15 protein-coding genes and 1 pseudogene are annotated in these 19,290 nt (G+C 50.7%); 8 read left to right on the top strand and 8 right to left on the bottom strand.

The genetic code is table 11. The annotated features are described in order from the left end of the window. Positions 1 to 88 precede the first annotated feature (88 nt). Positions 89 to 1,075 carry a D-alanyl-D-alanine carboxypeptidase family protein gene (locus WH37_RS14235; protein WP_269431308.1) on the top strand — a complete coding sequence of 329 codons (987 nt, stop codon included), beginning with the start codon at positions 89 to 91 and terminating at the stop codon, positions 1,073 to 1,075. Positions 1,076 to 1,184: 109 nt separating this feature from the next. Here the strand turns inward: WH37_RS14235 and WH37_RS34665 are convergent, their stop codons facing one another. Beyond that, on the bottom strand, positions 1,185 to 1,340 hold the full coding sequence (locus tag WH37_RS34665) for a DUF1540 domain-containing protein (RefSeq protein WP_074904922.1): 156 nt from the start codon (positions 1,338 to 1,340) through the stop codon (positions 1,185 to 1,187). Positions 1,341 to 1,414: 74 nt separating this feature from the next. Between WH37_RS34665 and WH37_RS14240 the strand changes: the two genes are divergently transcribed. Next, positions 1,415 to 2,377, top strand: coding sequence for a nucleoside hydrolase (locus tag WH37_RS14240; RefSeq protein ID WP_046231397.1), 963 nt, complete (start codon positions 1,415 to 1,417; stop codon positions 2,375 to 2,377). Positions 2,378 to 2,771: 394 nt separating this feature from the next. Here WH37_RS14240 and WH37_RS14245 read toward each other — a convergent pair whose 3' ends face one another. Next, complete coding sequence (locus tag WH37_RS14245; RefSeq protein ID WP_046231260.1) at positions 2,772 to 4,088, bottom strand: deoxyguanosinetriphosphate triphosphohydrolase family protein; 1,317 nt, start codon at positions 4,086 to 4,088, stop codon at positions 2,772 to 2,774. A gap of 148 nt (positions 4,089 to 4,236) precedes the next feature. Between WH37_RS14245 and cls the strand changes: the two genes are divergently transcribed. The 4 genes from cls (at position 4,237) to WH37_RS14265 (ending at position 9,174) form a co-directional block, all read left to right on the top strand. Further along, positions 4,237 to 5,682, top strand: a complete 1,446-nt coding sequence (cls, locus tag WH37_RS14250) for a cardiolipin synthase (RefSeq protein ID WP_046231261.1) — start codon at positions 4,237 to 4,239, stop codon at positions 5,680 to 5,682. Between the two features lie 552 nt (positions 5,683 to 6,234). Beyond that, positions 6,235 to 6,624, top strand: a complete 390-nt coding sequence (locus tag WH37_RS14255; protein WP_046231262.1) for a Fur family transcriptional regulator — start codon at positions 6,235 to 6,237, stop codon at positions 6,622 to 6,624. Then, complete coding sequence (locus WH37_RS14260; protein WP_052736980.1) at positions 6,606 to 7,457, top strand: winged helix-turn-helix transcriptional regulator; 852 nt, start codon at positions 6,606 to 6,608, stop codon at positions 7,455 to 7,457. Before WH37_RS14255 ends, WH37_RS14260 begins: the two co-directional genes overlap by 19 nt. 226 nt (positions 7,458 to 7,683) lie before the next feature. After that, positions 7,684 to 9,174: a catalase gene (locus WH37_RS14265; RefSeq protein WP_046231263.1), complete on the top strand. Its 1,491-nt coding sequence runs from the start codon at positions 7,684 to 7,686 to the stop codon at positions 9,172 to 9,174. A gap of 125 nt (positions 9,175 to 9,299) precedes the next feature. On the opposite strand, the gene WH37_RS14270 is transcribed toward WH37_RS14265, so the two are convergent. Beyond that, on the bottom strand, positions 9,300 to 9,749 hold the full coding sequence (locus tag WH37_RS14270; protein ID WP_046231264.1) for an Lrp/AsnC family transcriptional regulator: 450 nt from the start codon (positions 9,747 to 9,749) through the stop codon (positions 9,300 to 9,302). 79 nt (positions 9,750 to 9,828) lie between these two features. On the opposite strand from WH37_RS14270, the pseudogene WH37_RS14275 reads away from it, so the two are divergent. After that, a pseudogene (locus WH37_RS14275) lies at positions 9,829 to 10,188 on the top strand (oxidoreductase); the annotation flags it as partial. A 93-nt stretch (positions 10,189 to 10,281) separates the two neighbouring features. On the opposite strand, the gene WH37_RS14280 reads toward WH37_RS14275, so the two are convergent. From WH37_RS14280 to WH37_RS14295, 4 genes are all read right to left on the bottom strand, one after another. Next, positions 10,282 to 11,205, bottom strand: coding sequence for a putative RNA methyltransferase (locus WH37_RS14280; protein ID WP_046231266.1), 924 nt, complete (start codon positions 11,203 to 11,205; stop codon positions 10,282 to 10,284). A gap of 771 nt (positions 11,206 to 11,976) precedes the next feature. Then, the gene (locus tag WH37_RS14285; protein WP_082110805.1) at positions 11,977 to 13,833 is read right to left on the bottom strand and encodes an ABC transporter ATP-binding protein; all 1,857 of its coding nucleotides are present in this window, start codon (positions 13,831 to 13,833) and stop codon (positions 11,977 to 11,979) included. Then, a complete protein-coding gene (locus WH37_RS14290; RefSeq protein ID WP_046231267.1) occupies positions 13,826 to 15,571 on the bottom strand; it encodes an ABC transporter ATP-binding protein in 1,746 nt (581 codons plus the stop codon). The genes WH37_RS14285 and WH37_RS14290 overlap by 8 nt, the downstream gene beginning before the upstream one ends. A gap of 12 nt (positions 15,572 to 15,583) precedes the next feature. Beyond that, positions 15,584 to 16,042 (bottom strand): MarR family winged helix-turn-helix transcriptional regulator, encoded by a 459-nt coding sequence (locus WH37_RS14295; RefSeq protein ID WP_046231268.1) that lies wholly within the window; start codon positions 16,040 to 16,042, stop codon positions 15,584 to 15,586. Between the two features lie 358 nt (positions 16,043 to 16,400). Here WH37_RS14295 and WH37_RS14300 point away from each other — a divergent pair, with 358 nt between their 5' ends. Continuing rightward, on the top strand, positions 16,401 to 17,498 hold the full coding sequence (locus WH37_RS14300; RefSeq protein ID WP_052736981.1) for a hypothetical protein: 1,098 nt from the start codon (positions 16,401 to 16,403) through the stop codon (positions 17,496 to 17,498). Between the two features lie 143 nt (positions 17,499 to 17,641). Here the strand turns inward: WH37_RS14300 and WH37_RS14305 are convergent, their stop codons facing one another. Further along, a complete protein-coding gene (locus WH37_RS14305) occupies positions 17,642 to 19,288 on the bottom strand; it encodes an MFS transporter (protein WP_046231269.1) in 1,647 nt (548 codons plus the stop codon). Positions 19,289 to 19,290: the final 2 nt, after the last annotated feature.

Below are 19,290 nucleotides of genomic sequence, written 5' to 3' on the forward strand. Positions count from 1 at the left end.
GGAAGTCTATTAGGTATAGTATAAAAAGAACAGTCCAATCGTTTATTACACCTTTTTCCTGTATATGAAACTATTTAAGGAGTGCATCATGAAGAAAAAACGCAGAAGAGCGGTCGTTATTTTGTTATCCTTATGCCTAATTGCGATGGCTATTATAGTAGTTGTGAAGTTTGATGAAACGGCGGCTCAAGCGCCTGGTGATGCAGCGGCTGGTGATGCAGCGGCTGTTGCGCCGACAGTGGAAGCGACTGCCGAGGTGGACGCTTCGCCGTCCTTATCGCCAGTCGAGGAAAGTATGGCGCCGGAAGCGACGGAAACCGCGGCAGCAGAAGAAACAGCAACAGCAGAAGAAACGCAAGCAGCAACGCCTGCCCCTACACCATCGCCGACCGTAAAGCCGACTCCAGAGCCGACAGCAACGCCGAAGGCAACAGCAAAGCCGTCCGGCGGGAGCTCGTCTGGTGATTTGGATGAGGGCTTAGCCGTTGTAGCCGAGCCGGAGAGCGTCACAGCGCTAGTGAATAAGCAAAACAAGCTCCCGGATGACTATGAGCCTTCGGAGCTGGTATATCCGGATGTGGCTTTTATTTTCAGCGAGAAAATCGATAAACGTAAAATGCGCAAAGTAGCGGCGGACGCTTTGGAGGAGCTCTTCGCAGGAGCGAAGAAAGACAAAATTTATTTAGCGGGTGTGTCGGCTTACCGTTCGCAGGCGACCCAAAAGGCGTTGTTCGACCGTTATGTGAAGAGAGACGGACTGGAGAAAGCCAGAACGTACAGCGCGATCCCGGGGACGAGCGAGCATCAGACAGGGCTTGCGATTGACGTGTCTGGAAGCGACGGCAAATGTGCAGCCGAGAGCTGCTTTGGCGGTACGGATGAAGCGGTATGGCTCGGCGAGCATGCCTATGAATATGGCTTTATTATCCGTTATCCCGAAGGCAAAGATAAAATTACCGGCTACAAATACGAGCCGTGGCATCTTCGTTATGTAGGCAAGGCGCTGGCGAAGGAACTGACGGAAAACGACGAGACGCTGGAGGAGTATTACAACGCCATTCCAGTAAGCCAATGATAGCTAGCGGAAGCGCAGCGTTTACCCAGTCTGGGAATGAACTCAGGCGGGCAGACGCTGCTTTTTTTATGATCATACTGCCGCTTTACTATCCGTTGCTGAACGGTAACTAGATTTTTGCCTCGAACGTGCGGCAGTCTGTTTCCGCAGATTCGGAAGCCCGCTTGCCGCGGTTGCTTGCTACAAAAATCGAAGCAGCTCCACAGTGGTTGCCGGCGGCCCAGAACTTGCAGGAATTGACGTCGCACAATACGTCCTTTGCCATTGACAGTTCACCTCCTCAGCTTTAGGATGGACGAATTAAGGATCAATTTATACGAGTGAAGGGAATGGATGCTGATGGGAGCCAGGCTTTATTACAATCATGATGCGGGAGTAGATGATCTCGTTTCTTTATTTCTTGTTTTGCAAATGAAAGAGCTGGAGCTGGTCGGCGTCTCGGTCATCCCGGCTGACGGCTATTTGGAGCCCGGCATGAAAGCCAGCCGCAAAATCATTGACCGTTTCGGACGTGGCGATGCTTCGGCAAGCGTCGAGGTTGCGAGATCCAATTCTCGGGGGCGCAATCCGTTCCCTGCGGAGTGGCGGATGCATACGTTTTTCGTCGATGCGCTGCCGATCTTAAACGAGCCGGAGCAGATCAAGACGCGTGAAGCGGAGCTGCCGGCCCATCTTCATATGATTGAAGCGATTCGTGCCTCAGATGAGAAAACAACGCTGCTGTTCACTGGACCGCTGACGGATTTAGCTCGTGCGTTAGATGAAGCGCTGGATATTGAAGCGAAAATCGAGAAGCTCGTCTGGATGGGCGGTACATTCAATGAGAAAGGCAATGTACAGGAGCCGGAGCATGATGGAACCGCAGAGTGGAATGCGTTCTGGGACCCGGAAGCAGTAGAGCGGGTATGGGCAAGCGAAATTCCGATCTTCCTCGTTGCTTTGGAAAGCACCAATAAAGTGCCGCTGACGGTGCCGATTCGCAATCGCTGGGCTTCGCTGCGCCGCCATGAAGGCATGGATTTTGTAGGGCAATGTTACGCGGCCTGTCCGCCGCTTGTTTATATGGAGACGAATTCGACGTATTACCTATGGGATGTGCTAACAACAGCAACAGTGGGCGATTCAAGCCTCGTCTCGATGACGACGGTGCACAGCAAGGCGATAGCGCATGGCGCCAGCCAAGGGCGCACTATTGAAGCGGCTGATGGCCGTCCGGTCAGCCTCGTGTACGATGTGGAGCCGGAGCGTTTCTTCGACTATATAACGGAGCTGGCATGCAGCGCTGAGCTTAATCCGGCGTAAATAGGCAGCCCAGTGCGTTTCAAGCCTTACCGTGCGGGTTATTATTACACAGAGGCTTCCGATTCATTTTGGAAAAAAAGTAAGAGATGAAGCATGCGCTTCATCTCTTTTTTTGCTTAAGTAACATACTTAAGCTGCATATTTAAAACGACATTTCTAGAAGCATGGTGAAAAAGGCGCAGAGGAATGAAAAGATTGGACTGGAGAAGCGTTAGCGTTCGTTTAAAGCTTTCCGTAGGAAAGCAGCATCGTAAGCGTATGCTTTGCCCTTGAATGTCCACCTGTGGTGGCTTATTCAAAGACATTCAAGGGCAATGGCGATCGGAAGCCAATCTTTTCATGCAGCGCAGCCTCTTTTTCCCAAAAGTTCTAGAACAGCGCTTGAAATTCACCACTAGTCCATTTCATAGATCGAGCCGGATTTGCTGGCGTAAAGCTCGGCGTAGACCTTCTCCGCATAAGCGTCGGTCATGCCGGAAATATAGTCTGCAACGAAGCGCGGCCAGGTCCAGCTCTGCTTGTGCTGTTCATAGTTGGCAATCCAGTCTGGCGGAATGATGAGCCGTCCATGATCAGGAATACGGAAGCTCTCCCAAAGTCTGCGAATCATAATTTCGCTGCGTTTCTGCAGACGCTGGACGCGGAAATCTTTAATCAGCGTCACCCACGCCAGCTTCTTAAGAATTTCCATCGTCCGGAGCAGCTCCAGATCCTGCTGTCCATCCTTGACGAAGGTAACCTTCTTCCAGCCTGGGGCAGAGGAGTCAATAATGCCGACCTTTCCGGCAAAAACGCTGACCCAGCGCGCCTTCATCTCCCTGCGCGTGCGCGACGTTTCCTGATCGTACAGCCCATACAGCTCTTCCCATTGCTCCAAATAAGCGGCGAGCACCTTCTTCACCATCGCGGGAATGTCCACCTGATGCCAGCCAACCTCCATATTGCCCTGGTCCTCGACAATTTCCTGTACCAGATGGTCAATCAGACGCTGATCTTCAAAAAACGTGCGATTCATCTGGATTTTGCCTGCGCGGATGCCGTCCTCGATATCATGGGTGGAATAGGCGATATCGTCGCATAAATCCATCAGCTGCGCTTCGAGGGTGGAACGGCCCTTGGGCATTTTCCACGAATGGCGCAGCTGCTCAATATCTGCCCATTCGGAGCTGTACAGCCCTTTAAGCCGGCCAGGCTCATCCAGCGAATAGGGGTATTTATTTGTAGCGAGCAGCACGGCTGCGGTCAAATCAAGCCCGCTGCCGCTGCCGGCGCGCTTCTCCAGAAACATGAGGATGCGGAAGTTTTGCGCATTGCCTTCATAGGTCATGCCATGCTCTTCCTGAAGCAGGTGATCGAGCACCTCTTCGCCTTTATGGCCGAATGGCGGATGCCCGAGATCATGGGCCAGCGCCGCAATTTCGACGACGGCGGGATCGAGCATCAGGCCGGGATGCTCTTTTTTAGCTAAAAAGGCATATTGCTTGCCCAGTCTCCGCGCGACCTCACGGGCGATCTGTGAGACTTCAAGCGAGTGTGTCAGCCGCGTGCGATAATAGTCGCCGGAACCGGCGCCGAACACCTGTGATTTTCCCTGCAGCCTGCGAAAAGAGGGGGATTGAATCAATCGGGCATAATCCCGTTCATACTCGTCTCGTTCTTCACTGAAAGTTCCCAGCGCAGGTTCGTCCAATCGTAGCTTGCGTAAGTCCATTGTTGTTCCTCCCATGCCGCTCCAGCAGTTCTTTTGAAAAATTGTAGCATACTTTCAAGTTTGAACATATACCGCCCATAGAGTATGATTTGATTAATTATAAAAAAAATATGCATGTTGTAAATGGCATATCGGGGGAGCTTTAGCGATGACTATGTTTCAAGACTTTTATTTCATCTTTACATTGCTGAATATATTGCTCGCTTTCGCCCTTGTCTTCTTGGAGAGACGCAACGTCAGCTCTACATGGGCTTGGATCATGGTATTATCTTTCATACCTGTATTCGGTTTTATTCTATATTTAATTCTCGGCCAGCAGTTGCGCAAACGCAAGTTGTTCAAGCTGCTTGGAGACAGCCAGCGCATCATTGAAGATACCGTGGAGCGGCAGAAGCTTCAGCTTCAGGATCGCAACACCGTCTTTCATGATGCCGAGACGAACGAGTATCGGGATATGATTTTTATGAATTTGGTTAGCAGCTACGCGTTGTTCTCGCAAAATAACGCCATTCGCATCTATACCGAGGGCAATGAAAAATTCGACGCGCTTATTGCGGATATTGCCTCCGCAGAGCATCATATTCATCTGGTGTATTACATTGTGCGTAATGATGTGCTGGGCAACAGGCTGATGCGAGCGTTGGTAGCGAAGGCGCAGCAAGGCGTTGAGGTGAAGTTTCTCTATGATCACATCGGGAGCTCGGGGCTTCCGCGGTCGTTTTTCAGCAAGCTGCGGGAAGCGGGCGGCAAGGCGCAGGCCTTTTTTCCCTCGCGCATTCCTTATGTAAATTTGAAGCTGAACTATCGCAATCATCGCAAGCTGGCGATTATCGACGGCATGACTGGCTACATTGGCGGATTTAATGTGGGAGACGAATATTTGGGCTTGGACAAGCATTTCGGTGAGTGGCGGGATACGCATTTGCGGGTGAATGGACATGCCGTGCATCAAATGCAGGCGCAGTTTCTCATGGATTGGAATCTCGCGTCCTCCGGTACGGTAGAGCTGAATCGCAGCTTTTTTCCGGTGGTCAAAGAAGGCGGCGGCATTGGGATGCAGGTTGTAGCCAGCGGCCCGGATTCCGAGGAGCAGCAAATTAAAGATGCTTATATTAAAATGATTTATTCGGCGAAACGGTCGATTTGCCTGCAAACCCCTTATTTTGTGCCAGATGAAAGCTTAATGACCGCCCTGAAAATTGCCGTCCAATCTGGTGTGAGGGTGCAGGTTATGATTCCGAAAAAACGCGATCATTTCTTTGTATATTGGGCGACACGCGCTTATATTGGCGAGCTGCTGGCAGGCGGCATTGAATGCTATTTGTATGAAAAAGGCTTCCTGCACGCAAAAACGATTGTCATCGATGGCAAGATCGCTTCGGTGGGAACGGCGAATATTGATATTCGCAGCTTTAAGCTGAATTTTGAGATGAACGCTTTTATTTATGAGGAGAGTACCGCGGGACAATTAAAACGGATTTTTGAGGCAGATATTAAAAATAGCATTCAGCTCCAGAAAGAGGAGTTTGCAAAACGTCCGCTGTTTGAACGCTTCAAGGAGTCGATCAGCCGGCTGCTCTCACCGATTCTTTAGACAGCATAAAGGGATCCCGCTTATCGATGATAACCGGAATCCCTTTAACTTTCTGACTCACTTCTATTCAATTTATTCAAACGCTCCATTCCAAAGTTCGCATTTCCATGTACAACTTCCATTCATTATTGCGCTTGCCACAACCGAATGAACTCTCATTGAAAATCAAACTATCAAAGTTAAGTATTGCTTGTATTACTTGACTGGGTGACGGTGCAGCATTCTCGCTTGCTCATTATGGTGAGTTCCCGCATGTCCGGATGATCCTTGCAATCTCCTTTCCGCTTAAATGGGAGACATGCTTCGCTTACGCTACTCCAACGGGCTATCCCCTCTCGTTTAGGATAGGTTCATCATATCTTATTATTTGAAATTTGTAAATATTCAGAATATTTAAATTCCTCATTTTTTGCAAAATGATCATAAAGTCGTGAGTACTTGGATTCAGCTTGCTTTTGGCAATAGGCCATTAGGGTATAGAGGTAGGGTTGACCGATTTTGACAACAGAATTATACTTAGTCTAAATCAAAAATTGAAGGAATGAAGGCCTTATGGCAAAGCTAAATTTAACGGTCCAGCGCAAGGCGATTTTGGACGTTATCCAGCAATCTCACGACCATCCGGCAGCAGCCGATATTATCGAGCGTTTGCGGGGCAAAGGCTTCAACTTTGCTTACGGGACGGTATATAATTCGCTTCGTTATTTAACCGATGCGGGGGTTATCCGCGAGCTCAAGCTCGGTGAGGCGGTTAGCCGCTACGACGGGCGTACGGAAGAGCATCAGCATGTCATGTGCAGCAAATGTGGGCGTATTGAAGAAGTGATGATTGAGGTGCCACAGGAGTGGACTCGTCAAGTTGCGGAGGAAACCAGGTTCATTATTCACCATTCACATATTGTGTTAGAGGGGGTTTGCGAGTCATGCGCGAGCCAGTCGTAACGAATCAGGACAAACAGACAGCTTTAAAAGGGAGAAAGCTCGCCCGGCCACGTCAGGACAGCTTTGAGCCGGATTTTACGGAGCAGCTCGACGCAGGCATCATTCCAGAAGGGGCGGTCTGCTCCATGACGAAGCGGGTTATGGTCGTCAGTCCGTTCCCGCAGCGGGTGCATAGCCTGCTGCAATTGCTTGCCGCAGATTGCTTTGATCTATTTACGCTGCACGACTTGAATAAAGCGTTTGTGCACAGCTTGCAGCCCGAGCTGCTGATCTATGATGCAACGCCGTATGTCCAAGGTCATACGGATGCGGTAGAAGCGCTGCAGGCTGCTTTGCAGCATACGGCGCATCTTAAGGGAGTGCCGATTTTGTTCCTGGCAGGCGCTCCGGCAGGCGTGATCCGCCATCTGCTGCCCGATGCTGCAGCTATGATTGAATGGCCAGCTGCACCGCAGGAGGCAGTTAACCAAATCAACCGCATGATGGAGCAGCAGCCGCAGTCGAGCCCGGTCGTCGTGTCAGGCTACCACTATAAGGATCTGACGGTCGATCTGAAAAGAATGGCCGTGTTCCGCGGCGAGCAGCGCATTGATTTGACGAAGACCGAATATGATCTGCTGCTCATGTTTATTACGTCCGACGGCTCCGTGCTCTCGCGCGAGACGATGTTCGATTCGGTATGGGGGAGCCAGTTTCTCGGCGGCAGCAATGTAGTAGATGTGCATATTAAGTCGCTCCGCAAGAAGCTGAAAGACAGCGCAGTAGCGCCGAAATATATTGTGACGGTGCGCGGTGCGGGCTACCGGCTGGCGGATGAAGCTGCATCGTCGTAATGAAAATACCACTGATGGGTCAAACGGCCCTCAGTGGTATTTTTATGTGGCGTACTTGTCAGGTGCGATAGTAGTGCGGTCTTCTTGTGAGGTATGCCGTATTAAGGCGTGTTCATCCGATCTTCATCATACGTTCATCCAATATTCATGACAGGCATCGTTTGGCCTCGCTATAATAAGGGTAAATATTTAGACCAAGTCTAAATCCAACTCGGAGGTAAAAACGATGACCAATACGACGAATACGAATCATCATTCCAATGCGAACTACATGACGACTAATCAAGGCGCACCTGTTGCCGATAATCAAAATTCACGCACAGCCGGACAGCGCGGCCCTACGCTGCTGGAGGACTATCATCTGCTGGAGAAGCTGGCGCATTTTGACCGAGAGCGGATTCCTGAGCGGGTTGTTCATGCCAGAGGCGCTGGCGCGCATGGCGTATTCCGCGTAGAGAACGGCATGGCTGCTCATACGAAAGCACATTTCTTGCAGCAGGCGGGAGTGGAGACGCCGGTATTTGTCCGTTTTTCGACCGTCATCCATGGAACGGGTTCTCCTGAGACAGCGCGTGATCCGCGCGGCTTTGCGGTGAAATTTTATACGCAAGAGGGCAATATGGACATTGTGGGCAACCATCTTCCGGTGTTCTTCATCCGCGATGCGATGAAATTTCCCGATATGGTGCATTCCCTGAAACCGTCGCCGCAGACGAATGTGCAGGAGCCCGGCCGCTATTGGGATTTTATGACGCTGTCTCCTGAATCGACGCATATGCTGACGTGGCTGTTTTCCGATGATGGCACACCCGCGACCTACCGTGAAATGGACGGCTTTGGCGTGCATGCGTTCAAGTGGATTAATGCCGAAGGCAAGATGACGTATGCGAAATACCACTGGAAATCGAAGCAGGGGGTGCGCAATTTCACCGCCGAGGAAGCGTCGGAGATGCAGGGACGCGATTTTAATCATGCGACAAGGGATTTGTACGATGCCATCGAAAAAGGAGATTTCCCAGAATGGGATTTGCATGTGCAATTGCTGCCTCCTGAGCATATGGAGCGTTACTCCTTTGATCCGCTTGATCCGACCAAGACGTGGCCGGAGGATATGTACCCGCTGCATAAAGTCGGTACGATGACGCTGGATCGCAACCCGGAAAATTATTTTGCCGAGGTGGAGCAGTCGGCGTTCTCGCCTAGCGCCTTGGTGCCAGGCATTGAGCCGTCGGAGGATAAATTGCTGCAAGGCCGCTTATTCTCTTATCCAGATACGCAGCGTTACCGTTTGGGCGCGAATTATTTGCATATTCCGGTCAACTGCCCGTATGCGACTGCCCGCAATCACCAGCGTGACGGGGCGATGACGATGAAAGCTGATTCCTCGAGCGTCAATTATGAGCCGAACAGCTCGAGCTCAAGTCCGCAGGAAGCCGAGCAGGGCCACGCCGATCATACCGTTCCCGTTCACGGCTTTGCCGGCCGCCAGAAAATCGATAAAACCGATGATTTCACGCAGGCAGGCGAGCGCTATCTTTCCCTTACGGGTCCGCAGCAGGACAATTTGGTGAAAAATTTGGTTAATGATCTGGAACAGACGAATGCAGATATTCAGCTGCGCGCCATTTGCAACTTTTTCCGGGCCAATGTGGAGCTTGGGATGAGACTGTCCGAAGGGCTTGGCGTAGATATTCGCAAGCATATGCCGCAGCGTTAAGCGGAGTCAAGGTACGGCGAGAAACGATGCTTTTATATGATATTGAAGAATGATTTTGAACAATGATATTGCAGAAAAACAGGCGGTGTCCTCCGGCAAATGGGGCTCCGCCTGTTTGCTTTTCTTCATTTTCCTCCTGCTTCAAGCAGTTGGGGAATGAGCAAATTGTGCTCGATTGGCGATGACATGACGATCATGGTCGAGGAATCGCCATATTTACTGCTGGCATTAATGAATGCCTCCAGAGAATGCATCGATTCGGTCGTAACTTTAAGCAAATAATTGTATTGCCCGCTAATCCGGTGGCATTCCATCACATCGGCAGAGCGGCTGCAGAATGCGATAAAATCATCACAGCTTTTCGTATGAAAAAGCAGATAGGCGCTTATCGTTTTGCCGATTGCGGCGGGCGAGACAGCGGCCCGATAGCCTGTCAAAATGCCTTTATCCTCCAGCCTGCGGACTCGTTCCGCTACGGCGGGCTGGGTTAGCCCGACCTGCTTCCCCAAATCGGTCATCGAAATTCGCCCTTGCTGCTGGAGGATGGTGAGAATGTGCTGGTCCGTTTGATCCATGTCGAACACTCCTCTTTTATTAAGTAATATAAGGAAAATGGATTGATTATGAAAGTGATATTGCCAAAACACTTTGGTTTATATTTATTATGCCTCGCTCATGCGGGAGCAGGGCGTCGATCTCATTGATGTGAGCAGTGGTGGCATAACGAGCGAGAAGCCAGATGTTTTTCCAGGCTATCAGGTGCCATTGGCTGACCAGATTCGCAGCGGTGCTGGCGGGATTGCTACAGCAGCGGTTGGACTTATTACAACAGGGCAGCAAGCCGAGGACATTTTGCAAAAGGGGAGTGCCGATCTTATCGCGATTGGGCGGGAACTGCTAAGAGACCCCTTCTGGCCGCGAACGGCTGCTGAGCAGCTTGGCGTAACGATTGAAGAGCCTGCTTCGTACAAGGGACATTGGTTTAATTCCGCCCAATTAACGGCAGTTAATTAAATGCCGCAAGGGCATGCCGCACTTTTCTTTCATATAGAAAGAAAAGCTGCTGCATGCCCTCAATGGACTAACATTCATGAAATGCTAAAGCTGCTAGTAAACAGCGGCTTTCCTGCCGCCAATGATGACCGTCAAGTCGACTGTCACTTCGAGCGTATGCCTCTGCTTTATTTGCTGTACAAGCGATTCCTTCATTCCCCAGGACAATGGTGTCATAGCAATGAAAGGTTCGATCAGCGGCTGCTGCAAAAGAAAGCTGTAGTGCAGCCGCTGACTGCCCAGCACTTCAAAATATTCGCTAAAACGCGCTATAGTCGCGAGGTTATCATATACGTTCCTCTCAAGACTCATGCTGTGACTGCTGTCTGTGCTGCTGTATAGCAAGGAGCGCAGCTCCTTTAAATAGTCCGGTCCGGGAAAAACCTTAATGACATTGCCCGTACCGGCAAGCAGCCGCTGGAACTCGGCATAATTGGAAGGAGACAGGATATTGACAATGAAATCAAAGGAGCGGTCGGCAAAAGGGCTGTGAGCCAAGTCTGCGACGCACCAGAATGCTTCGCCGTTATTTTTCGCGGCAAGCGCTATCGCATCCTTGGAAATATCTAGGCCTGACGCCAGTACCGCAGCATCTGAAACACGGCTGAGCTGCTGCTGAAGTACGGACAGATGCGAGCCTTCCCCGCATCCGGCATCCAGCAGCCTCAATGGCATAGCCCGAGCCTGCCAGGAGGCGGTTATTCGCTCGGCAATATGGGAGAGGACGGGAGCGAAGAAGCCGCTGTCCATCACCTTTTTCCGCGCTTCGAACAGCGGTTTTTCGTATTTTGTCCGCATAGGACGGCTTAGAAAATGAACATAGCCATGCTTCGAAAGATCGAAGCTATGCTTGCTGCTGCACACGAGGCTTCGGCCGTCCCGTAGCTGCATGGAGCTTGCGCATATCGGGCAGCGGAGCAAGTGGGAATAGGCGGGGGAGGTTAGCGCCACCGCGGTTTTTTTCCTATTTTTACGCATCACAAAAAGCACCTCATTCATTCGATTTGAGTAAATGAAACAAGGCACAGATAAATAAACCTAGCTCTTTTGCGCGAAAAAAGCTTGGCTCATCATTCTGTACCTCTCATTAACGCAAACGAATGAATTGGATGATCATGACCAGTTATCACTCCCACTGCGGAAATTGAACGCAGAAGCAGCCGAAAGGCGCTTCCTTCAATGATTATAGCAAAAAATCAAAGAGCCTTCTCCTGGTCAATGTCGGGAAAAGGCTCGTTTAATTGAGCAAACAGGTTTTTTTATGAGTGGGGCACTAAGGATGAATCCTCCCATCTCAAAGTAGTGGAAATTGGAATGCTTATTTTCATAAACTTTATAAAGGTGTTGTACTAAATGCGCATTATGGGTAATATTGTTTCGGAAATGACGGATAAAATAAAAACTAGATGTGAACAGCAATGAGTATTGAAAGCCAATATGCCGAGCATGTAGTTATATAAATCGTTTAGCGGTTTTATGAATTCGTCTTGGGTAGGGCTCCAGCATTTCCGAGCTTTAATGGAATGGGTCTACGGATATTGGATTGCCCTGCCGCCCTTGCTCCTGTATGCGGCCGCGCATCTGTTCCTCCCCAAACGGCAGCTGCTGCTCATTTTGTCAGGCGGTCTAAAGAAATAGGAGCAGCTATGAAAGAAACAGCTTTAATGGGCGAATAGGCTAATCATGCTGAAAATAAAGCAAAGGCGAGCGGAAATCACCCCGCTCGCCTTCTTTGTCCTTATTGCGCATCTAGCTGCTGCGCTGGAATTGGCTCATATACAGCTCGTAGTAGAAGCCTTGCTGTTCTAACAGCTCGTCATGCGTGCCGCGCTCTTTGATGCCGCCGTCCGCAATGACGAGAATTTGATCCGCTTGGCGAATGGTGCTGAGTCGGTGGGCGATCACAAAGCTGGTACGCCCTTCCATCAGCTTGCGCATGGCGGTCTGAATATGCATTTCCGTCCGCGTATCAATGCTGCTTGTCGCCTCATCCAGAATGAGGATGGACGGATCGGCGAGTACGGCGCGGGCGATGGTGAGCAGCTGCCGCTGCCCTTGGCTGAGGTTGCCCCCGCCGGCGGTGAGCGGCGTGTCATAGCCCTGCGGCAGCTTGCTGATGAAGCTGTGGGCGTTCGCCAGCCGCGCTGCCTGCTCGATCTCCGCATCGCTGGCGTCCAGCCGTCCGTAGCGCAAATTCTCGCGAACGGTATCGGAGAACACATAGGCATCTTGGAGCACGATGCCAAGCTGGCGGCGCAGGCTGTTTCGGTCCAGCTCGCGAATGTTGGCCTCATCGATCGTAATTTTGCCATGTTCAATATCATAAAAGCGCGTTAGCAAATTAATGATTGTGGTTTTGCCCGCTCCGGTTGGACCAACGAGAGCAATCATTTGTCCAGGCCTAGCTTCCAGCGATACATCGCTCAAAATCGGATGGCCTAAGCGATAGCCGAACGATACGTTGTCAAAGCGGACATGGCCGCTGCATGCTTCAAGCTGCTTGGTGCCGTCGCCTTCGTATTCCGTATCGGTATCGATCAGCTCAAATACGCGCTCGGCGCTCGCCACAGCAGATTGCAGCAAATTGAACTGATTCGCAAGCTCGTTGAGTGGGCGCTGGAATTGCTTCGAGTAGTTCAGGAAGCTGACTATGATGCCGACTGTCGTCCAGTCATTCAGTGCCATAAAGCCGCCAACGGCGGCAATAAGCGCAAAGCTGAGATTGTTCATCACGTTCATGAATGGGCCGATTGTTCCTGAATAAATTTGCGCTTGAATGCTCGCATTCGTAAGCTCGCCGTTCATTTTATCGAATTGCTCCGCAGCCCGCTGCTCGCGGCGGTACACCTGCACGACTTTTTGCCCGGCAACCGTTTCCTCGATAAAGCCGTTCAACTCGCCTAAATGCTGCTGCTGCTTGGAGAAGAACCGGCGGGTGAAGCCCGCCACCTTCTTGGTGAACAGCAGCACGAGCGGAATCGTAATCATGCTGAGCAGAGTCAGCCATACATTGAGCGACAGCATAATGGCCAGCGATCCGGCAAGCATGATGACGCTGGATAACAGCTGCGTGACGCTTTGGCTGAGCGTGCTGGAGACATTTTCGATATCATTCGTTGCCTTGCTCATCAGCTCTCCGTTTGTCTTGCCGTCGAAGAAGCGAAGCGGCAGCAGCTGCAGCCGGCCGAACAGGTCGCGGCGCATGTCCAGCACCGTATTCTGGGATGCGCTCACAACCAGCTTCTGCTGGAGCCAGGTCAACACGGAGCTGCCCGCGTATACGGCAAGCAGCAGGAAGCATAGCGACAGCAGTCCGTCATAGCTGCGCGGAATGATGTACTGGTCGATCGCGTGGCCGATGAGATACGGCGCGGCGAGCGACAGAAGCGTTGCGCCTATCGTTGCAAACAGCACGCTCATTAGCGTTGCACGGTAGCGGCTCAAGTAGTTCCAAATACGGCGCAGCGTCTGGAGCGTGTTTTTGGGCTTGGCTTTTGCAGTTGGAATGCCCGGAGGACCACCGCGCATTCCGAGGTTCGGCAGAGCAGGCGATGATGCTGGCGCTGGCGGGCGCCCGCTATTGGAGGAATGCTTTGGATCAGCCATGAACGGTCGCCTCCTTGCCAGCCTGCGACTGGTAAATTTCTTGATAAAGCCCAGAGGAGCGAAGCAGCTCGCCATGGGTGCCCTGTGCGACAATCTGCCCCTCATCAAGCACGATAATATGATCGGCGTCGATGACGGAGGAGATGCGCTGCGCGATCATAATGCTGGTGCGTCCGTGCATCAGCTGCCTCAGCGCAGCTTGGATCTGCGCCTCCGTTCCCATGTCGATGGCGCTCGTGCTGTCGTCGAGAATAAGCACCGACGGCTGGAGCAGCAGCGCACGAGCGATCGACAGCCGCTGCTTCTGCCCGCCGGATAAATTGACGCCGCGCTGGCCAAGCTGCGTGTCATACCCTTCGGGAAGGCGGGTAATAAAATCATGCGCCGCCGCAGCTTTGGCGGCGGCAAGCATTTCGGCTTCGGTAGCCTCTGGCCTGCCGAAGCAAATATTTTCACGAATCGTGCCCGTGAACAAAATGGACTCCTGCAGCACGATGCCAATATGACTGCGCAGGCTGCCCAGCTCAATGTCGCGCACATCAATGCCGTCCAGAAGCACGCGTCCTTGCGTAGCCTCGTACAGCCGCGGAATCAGGTTGACCAGCGTGGACTTACCTGATCCGGTTGCTCCAATCAGCGCGAGCTTCTGTCCCGGCTTCGCCGTGAAGCTAATGTCGCGCAGCTCATACGCCTTTTCTGCCGCAGATGCGCCCGCATAAGCGAATGAAACATGCTCGAACGCGATTTCTCCCGCCGTGTTGTTATGTTGGGTGGCCGAATCGGCTGAGCGAATTTCCGATGACGTGTTCAGCACCTCCTGCACGCGCTGCGCAGATACCTTCGCCGTTGAGAAGCGGACGAGCATCATGCCGATCATCGACAGCGAAAGCATGACCTGTGTTACATAGTTGATAAAAGCAATTAAATCGCCAACGGGCAGTGAACCTTTTTGTACATCAAGACCGCCATACCAGAGCACGGCAGCAATCGCTGTATTCAAAATAAAAGTGAGAATCGGCATATTAATGGCAACCAATTGCATCGCCTTAATAGCCGACCCTGTATAATCGCGATTCGCGCGGCCAAACCGCTCGTTTTCATAGGTGGAGCGTACAAATGCTTTGGCGACCCGAATGCCGGTAAAGTTTTCTTGCAGCACCGTATTTACCGCATCCAGCTTCGACTGCATGCTCGCAAACAGCGGCAGTGTAGAGCGAATAAGTGCAAACATGACGATGAACAGCAGCGGAACGACAATGGCGAGAATGAGCGCCAGCTTTGGGCTAATCGCAATCGTCATAATAATGCTGCCAATGGCCAGCATCGGCGACCTGACAAAAATGCGCAGCAGCATTTGTACCATCGTCTGGAGCTGGACAATATCGCTTGTAAGCCGAGTAATCAACGATCCGGTCTTAAGCTCATCCAGGTTCCGGAAGGAAAAGGTCTGTACCTTGCGGAACAAATCGCCGCGCAGATCGGCTCCGAATTTTTGCGAGGCGATGCTGGAGTATACGGTGCAGCCAACCCCGCCAATGAGGCCGACTAATGCGGCTGCAAGCATGTATAAGCCTGTTATTTTGATATGGCTTAAATCGCCTTTTATGATGCCTTCATCGACAATGCTCGCCATCAGCTTAGGCTGGAGCAGGTCCATGCATACTTCCAAAACCATCAGCAGCGGGGCGAGCAATACAGCGACCCAGTGCGATTTTAAATATCGCGCAAGTTTGATCATCGTCCACTTCCTCTAATTTTGATTTCCCTCGGTAGGGTTCATCGCGTTTAAATTATCGCCAATTCGGTGCAGCATCCCTTTCAGGATTTTTTTTTCTTCCTCGCTGAAGCCTTGCAGCGACTGCTCCTCGAGCAGGTGAAGCGTCTCCCGCAGCTTGCCGAGCATGGCTTTTCCTTTGTCGGTCATAAAAATTCGCGACACGCGCTGATCACGTTGATCGGCTTCCCGGCGGACAATTCCGTTTCGCTCCATCCGGTTCAGCATCACAGTCAGCGTTGCCGCTTTAATTTCAAGCTCCTGTGCCAGCTCGTTCTGGCTTCGTCCCGGCCCACGCTCCAAGGCGAACATAAGCGGCGGCTGCCCCGGATAAAGATCATAATCTTGAAGCTGGGCATGCAGCTGCTTCTGATGTTGGCGGGTTAAATGGCGGAAAATCCGCGTAATATGGTCAGGCCCTCTGCGAAATGGCATAGCGGCACCCCTCTCTTATTGAACATACATGCAGAAAATTAGTTTGTCGGCTAACTATATTCTAAAACGACGCCAGAACCGCCGTCAAGCTTTATCCAGAGTGTAATGCGGCCTAATCTCAGAAACATCACGTTAATAGAAAAGGTATTTTTGTATAAATTTGTATTGAATGTTATTGGTAACTATCTTAAAGTATAAATTAAGATTTACTAAATTACCTTTTTTTATAACATAATTGATTGAAACCTAATAAGCCGATAAGGGAGGAGTCTATTTTTCAGTGGGAAAAATCAGTTATGGTCGTACGCTATGAGTTTTTGTGAGATAAAAAATCATAAAAATGATGGAGGAATAACCCATGACATTCAAAAGAAAGTACATGACTACGCCTTTTTTAGTTCTCATGCTGTTTTTCGTAATGGCTCTTCCCATTTCAGCCGAAGCCGTCCCTTTGAATAACTCAGAATTGCTGCCTGCTGTTCAAGCAGAACCTGATGTAATTGGGGAAGTCGAAAGTATACAAACGGATTGGGAGAGCAGTATAGCGCTAAGCCCGTCAGAGCTTTTGCAAAAACCTAAGCCAGCAAATGCAGCAAGCCGATTAAATTATAATGTGGAAGGCGATATCCTTTACCATAGCAGTTCATTAACTGCAAGCAATCCGCAAAATTTTTATTTCTTTAGTTTGGCTACGGCACGCAGCATCATTTTTCGGATTCAATCCAGCAATGCCAGCTACCGTGTAGATTTGTATCAGATTGATTGGAATACGGGAACGGCTTATCCAACAGGTGTAGGCAATACAAGCGGCAATCTGTCGGCCGCCAACAATTTGCCAGCAGGTGATTTTGGACTATTAGTTACTTCCACGGGTGCATTAGAGGCTTCCTATAATATCCAGTCCAATGCCTCCGCTCCAAGTGGCGCAGTATCCTATAATCAAATTTCAAGTCTTTTGCAGTCGGTTGTATGGGAGTATTCCAATCAAGATTTATATCTCAACAATAAGCTGATCGCTAATACGACAGATGCAGCGAATACTAACCCGCAATTGGATTGGGAGAGAGTATATTACTTCTCTTATGGAGGCAGCTATCAATCACGCACTCATAGCATTTCAGACGCACGGGTGAATTATATTACGACGGCGGTGGACTATCATTCTACTTATGCAAGCTCCAACAATGCTGTACTTATTGTATTGAAGGAAGAAACATTATTCACGTATCACTATTCGACCTTCGCTTCAGGTCCTCCAACGCAATATTTCCAAACCTTTGTGGATACGAAAGGGTTTACGACCCCAAGAAGATTGGGCTTTTTGGACATGATCGGAAATCCACATATTTTGGTGTATGATTTGAATACGAACAAGGTCATTGATTTTGTTAGTGGTTTGAATTACTACTATGCAAATGGCATCGAGCCTGCACCTACCGTTAATTACTATAACTAAGTCCAGAAAATACAATCTATTGCTAGCATTGAATCCGAGTCAGTATATTTAAAAAAGCTATCCCCTAAGCTGTTTTCGAACGGCCAAGGGATAGCTTTTTCAATTTGCGGTTTCAACGCTGTTGTTATACATACTAGCGCTTTCTAGTCTTCATCCTCCAGCAGCTCGGCAAGCTCGGCGCGGTCAGCATCGTCCGCTGTTTTGTGAACCGTGCCGTATGGATGCTCAGCGGGCGCATAGATGCTGTAGATTTTGAGCGGCTTACTGCCCGTGTTGACGACGTTGTGGAACATGCCGGAAGGAACCATGATGGCATAATCGGTTGCAGCAGGCTGCTGGAACGTAAGCTCATCCTCGCGCGGTCCCATCAGCACCAGCGCTTCGCCATCCTCAATGCGCAGAAATTGATCAATATTTTTGTGAACCTCAAGCCCGACTTCGCCTCCGACCGGAATGGACATCGTCGTTACTTGCAGCTGTGCGCCTGTCCAGATGGCGGTGCGGAAGTTTTCATTCTCCATGGTTAGCGCCTTAACATCGACGACATAGGGCTTTCGTCCAAAATCCGTCGTGCTATTGTAATCGCGCTGTTGATAGAAGAACAGATACGCAGCGACGCCTACCGCGAGCAGGCCTGTGATCGCGAATACGATTTTTGCGCCGAAGCCTGCCCAGGCAAAACCAATAATCAATGTTCCGACGAGTGTAGCGACTGCCTGAAAGGCCATCATAACGCCAAGGCCGGACGCACGCTCCTCCTGCCTGACGTGCAGCGACATCCAGGCGCTGGTGAGCCCTTCAAAAACGCTTTGGAACACCGCATAAATGACGAAGGCGGCAAAAACCAAAATCAACGGCAGCTCATTTTGGCTGAGCAGCATATATGTTGCGCCAAGCGAAAGGGCGCCAATTGCGAACGTTTTGGCAAAACCGATGCGGTCGCTAAGCGACCCTAAATAATAAATAATAACGGTACCCGTGAGATTGTAAGCGACATAAGCGCTAATGATGAGCAGATCGCTTAGCCCAAGCTCGCGGGCGCGGAGCAGCAAATAAATATCGGTGCTTTTCAGCAAGGTAATAATCGTGATCAGGTACAAAATCCGTTTGTAGCTCGGCGAAGCGCCTGCATAATGGGTTTTGAGGCGGTGGCACAAGCCTTTGATGCCGCCTTTTTCCGCAGTTGGCAGCTCCGTCTTATCCTTTGCTTCTTTCAGAAACCATCCCGCGACGATGGCGCCGATACCAGGAATAATCGTCAGTCCGATAATAAGCGGAATGTTCTCGCTGTAGAAATACAGAATAGCCAGCGTAATAAGCGGTCCGAGCGTTGCTCCGAGCGTATCGGCAGCACGATGGAAGCCGAATACCCGCCCACGGGTGACGGGGGTCGAAGCATCGGCGAGCATCGCATCGCGCGGCGCATTGCGCACGCCCTTGCCGAAACGGTCAATTAGGCGGAAGCCGAAAATCGCCCAATAAGTCGGGAACAGGCCCATCAGCGGCTTGGCAAGCGCCGAAATATGGTAGCCGGTATTCACAAGTCCTTTGCGCTTCTGGAGCTGGTCGGAATAGACGCCGCTGATGAGCTTGATGACGCCCGCCGCAAGCTGCGACAGCCCTTCAATCAAGCCGATCAGGATGACGCCGTACCCAATATCACTGAGATAAAGCGGCATAATCGGATAAAGCATTTCCGTCGCAATATCAGTGAAGAAGCTGACAATCGACAGCACAATAACATTTCGGGACAAAAAAGCAGCGGTTTTTCGTTTCGTTGTTGGGTTCATAG

Source organism: Paenibacillus algorifonticola, from assembly GCF_000971975.1.
GTDB lineage: Bacteria > Bacillota > Bacilli > Paenibacillales > Paenibacillaceae > Pristimantibacillus > Pristimantibacillus algorifonticola.

What these genes read in the sequence shown, in the direction of transcription:
- WH37_RS14235 (WP_269431308.1), top strand. Translation starts at nt 89, where the DNA reads ATGAAGAAAAAACGCAGAAGAGCGGTCGTTATTTTGTTATCCTTATGC.
- WH37_RS34665 (WP_074904922.1), bottom strand. Translation starts at nt 1,340, where the DNA reads ATGGCAAAGGACGTATTGTGCGACGTCAATTCCTGCAAGTTCTGGGCC.
- WH37_RS14240 (WP_046231397.1), top strand. Translation starts at nt 1,415, where the DNA reads ATGGGAGCCAGGCTTTATTACAATCATGATGCGGGAGTAGATGATCTC.
- WH37_RS14245 (WP_046231260.1), bottom strand. Translation starts at nt 4,088, where the DNA reads ATGGACTTACGCAAGCTACGATTGGACGAACCTGCGCTGGGAACTTTC.
- cls (WP_046231261.1), top strand. Translation starts at nt 4,237, where the DNA reads ATGACTATGTTTCAAGACTTTTATTTCATCTTTACATTGCTGAATATA.
- WH37_RS14255 (WP_046231262.1), top strand. Translation starts at nt 6,235, where the DNA reads ATGGCAAAGCTAAATTTAACGGTCCAGCGCAAGGCGATTTTGGACGTT.
- WH37_RS14260 (WP_052736980.1), top strand. Translation starts at nt 6,606, where the DNA reads ATGCGCGAGCCAGTCGTAACGAATCAGGACAAACAGACAGCTTTAAAA.
- WH37_RS14265 (WP_046231263.1), top strand. Translation starts at nt 7,684, where the DNA reads ATGACCAATACGACGAATACGAATCATCATTCCAATGCGAACTACATG.
- WH37_RS14270 (WP_046231264.1), bottom strand. Translation starts at nt 9,749, where the DNA reads ATGGATCAAACGGACCAGCACATTCTCACCATCCTCCAGCAGCAAGGG.
- WH37_RS14280 (WP_046231266.1), bottom strand. Translation starts at nt 11,205, where the DNA reads ATGCGTAAAAATAGGAAAAAAACCGCGGTGGCGCTAACCTCCCCCGCC.
- WH37_RS14285 (WP_082110805.1), bottom strand. Translation starts at nt 13,833, where the DNA reads ATGGCTGATCCAAAGCATTCCTCCAATAGCGGGCGCCCGCCAGCGCCA.
- WH37_RS14290 (WP_046231267.1), bottom strand. Translation starts at nt 15,571, where the DNA reads ATGATCAAACTTGCGCGATATTTAAAATCGCACTGGGTCGCTGTATTG.
- WH37_RS14295 (WP_046231268.1), bottom strand. Translation starts at nt 16,042, where the DNA reads ATGCCATTTCGCAGAGGGCCTGACCATATTACGCGGATTTTCCGCCAT.
- WH37_RS14300 (WP_052736981.1), top strand. Translation starts at nt 16,401, where the DNA reads ATGACATTCAAAAGAAAGTACATGACTACGCCTTTTTTAGTTCTCATG.
- WH37_RS14305 (WP_046231269.1), bottom strand. Translation starts at nt 19,288, where the DNA reads ATGAACCCAACAACGAAACGAAAAACCGCTGCTTTTTTGTCCCGAAAT.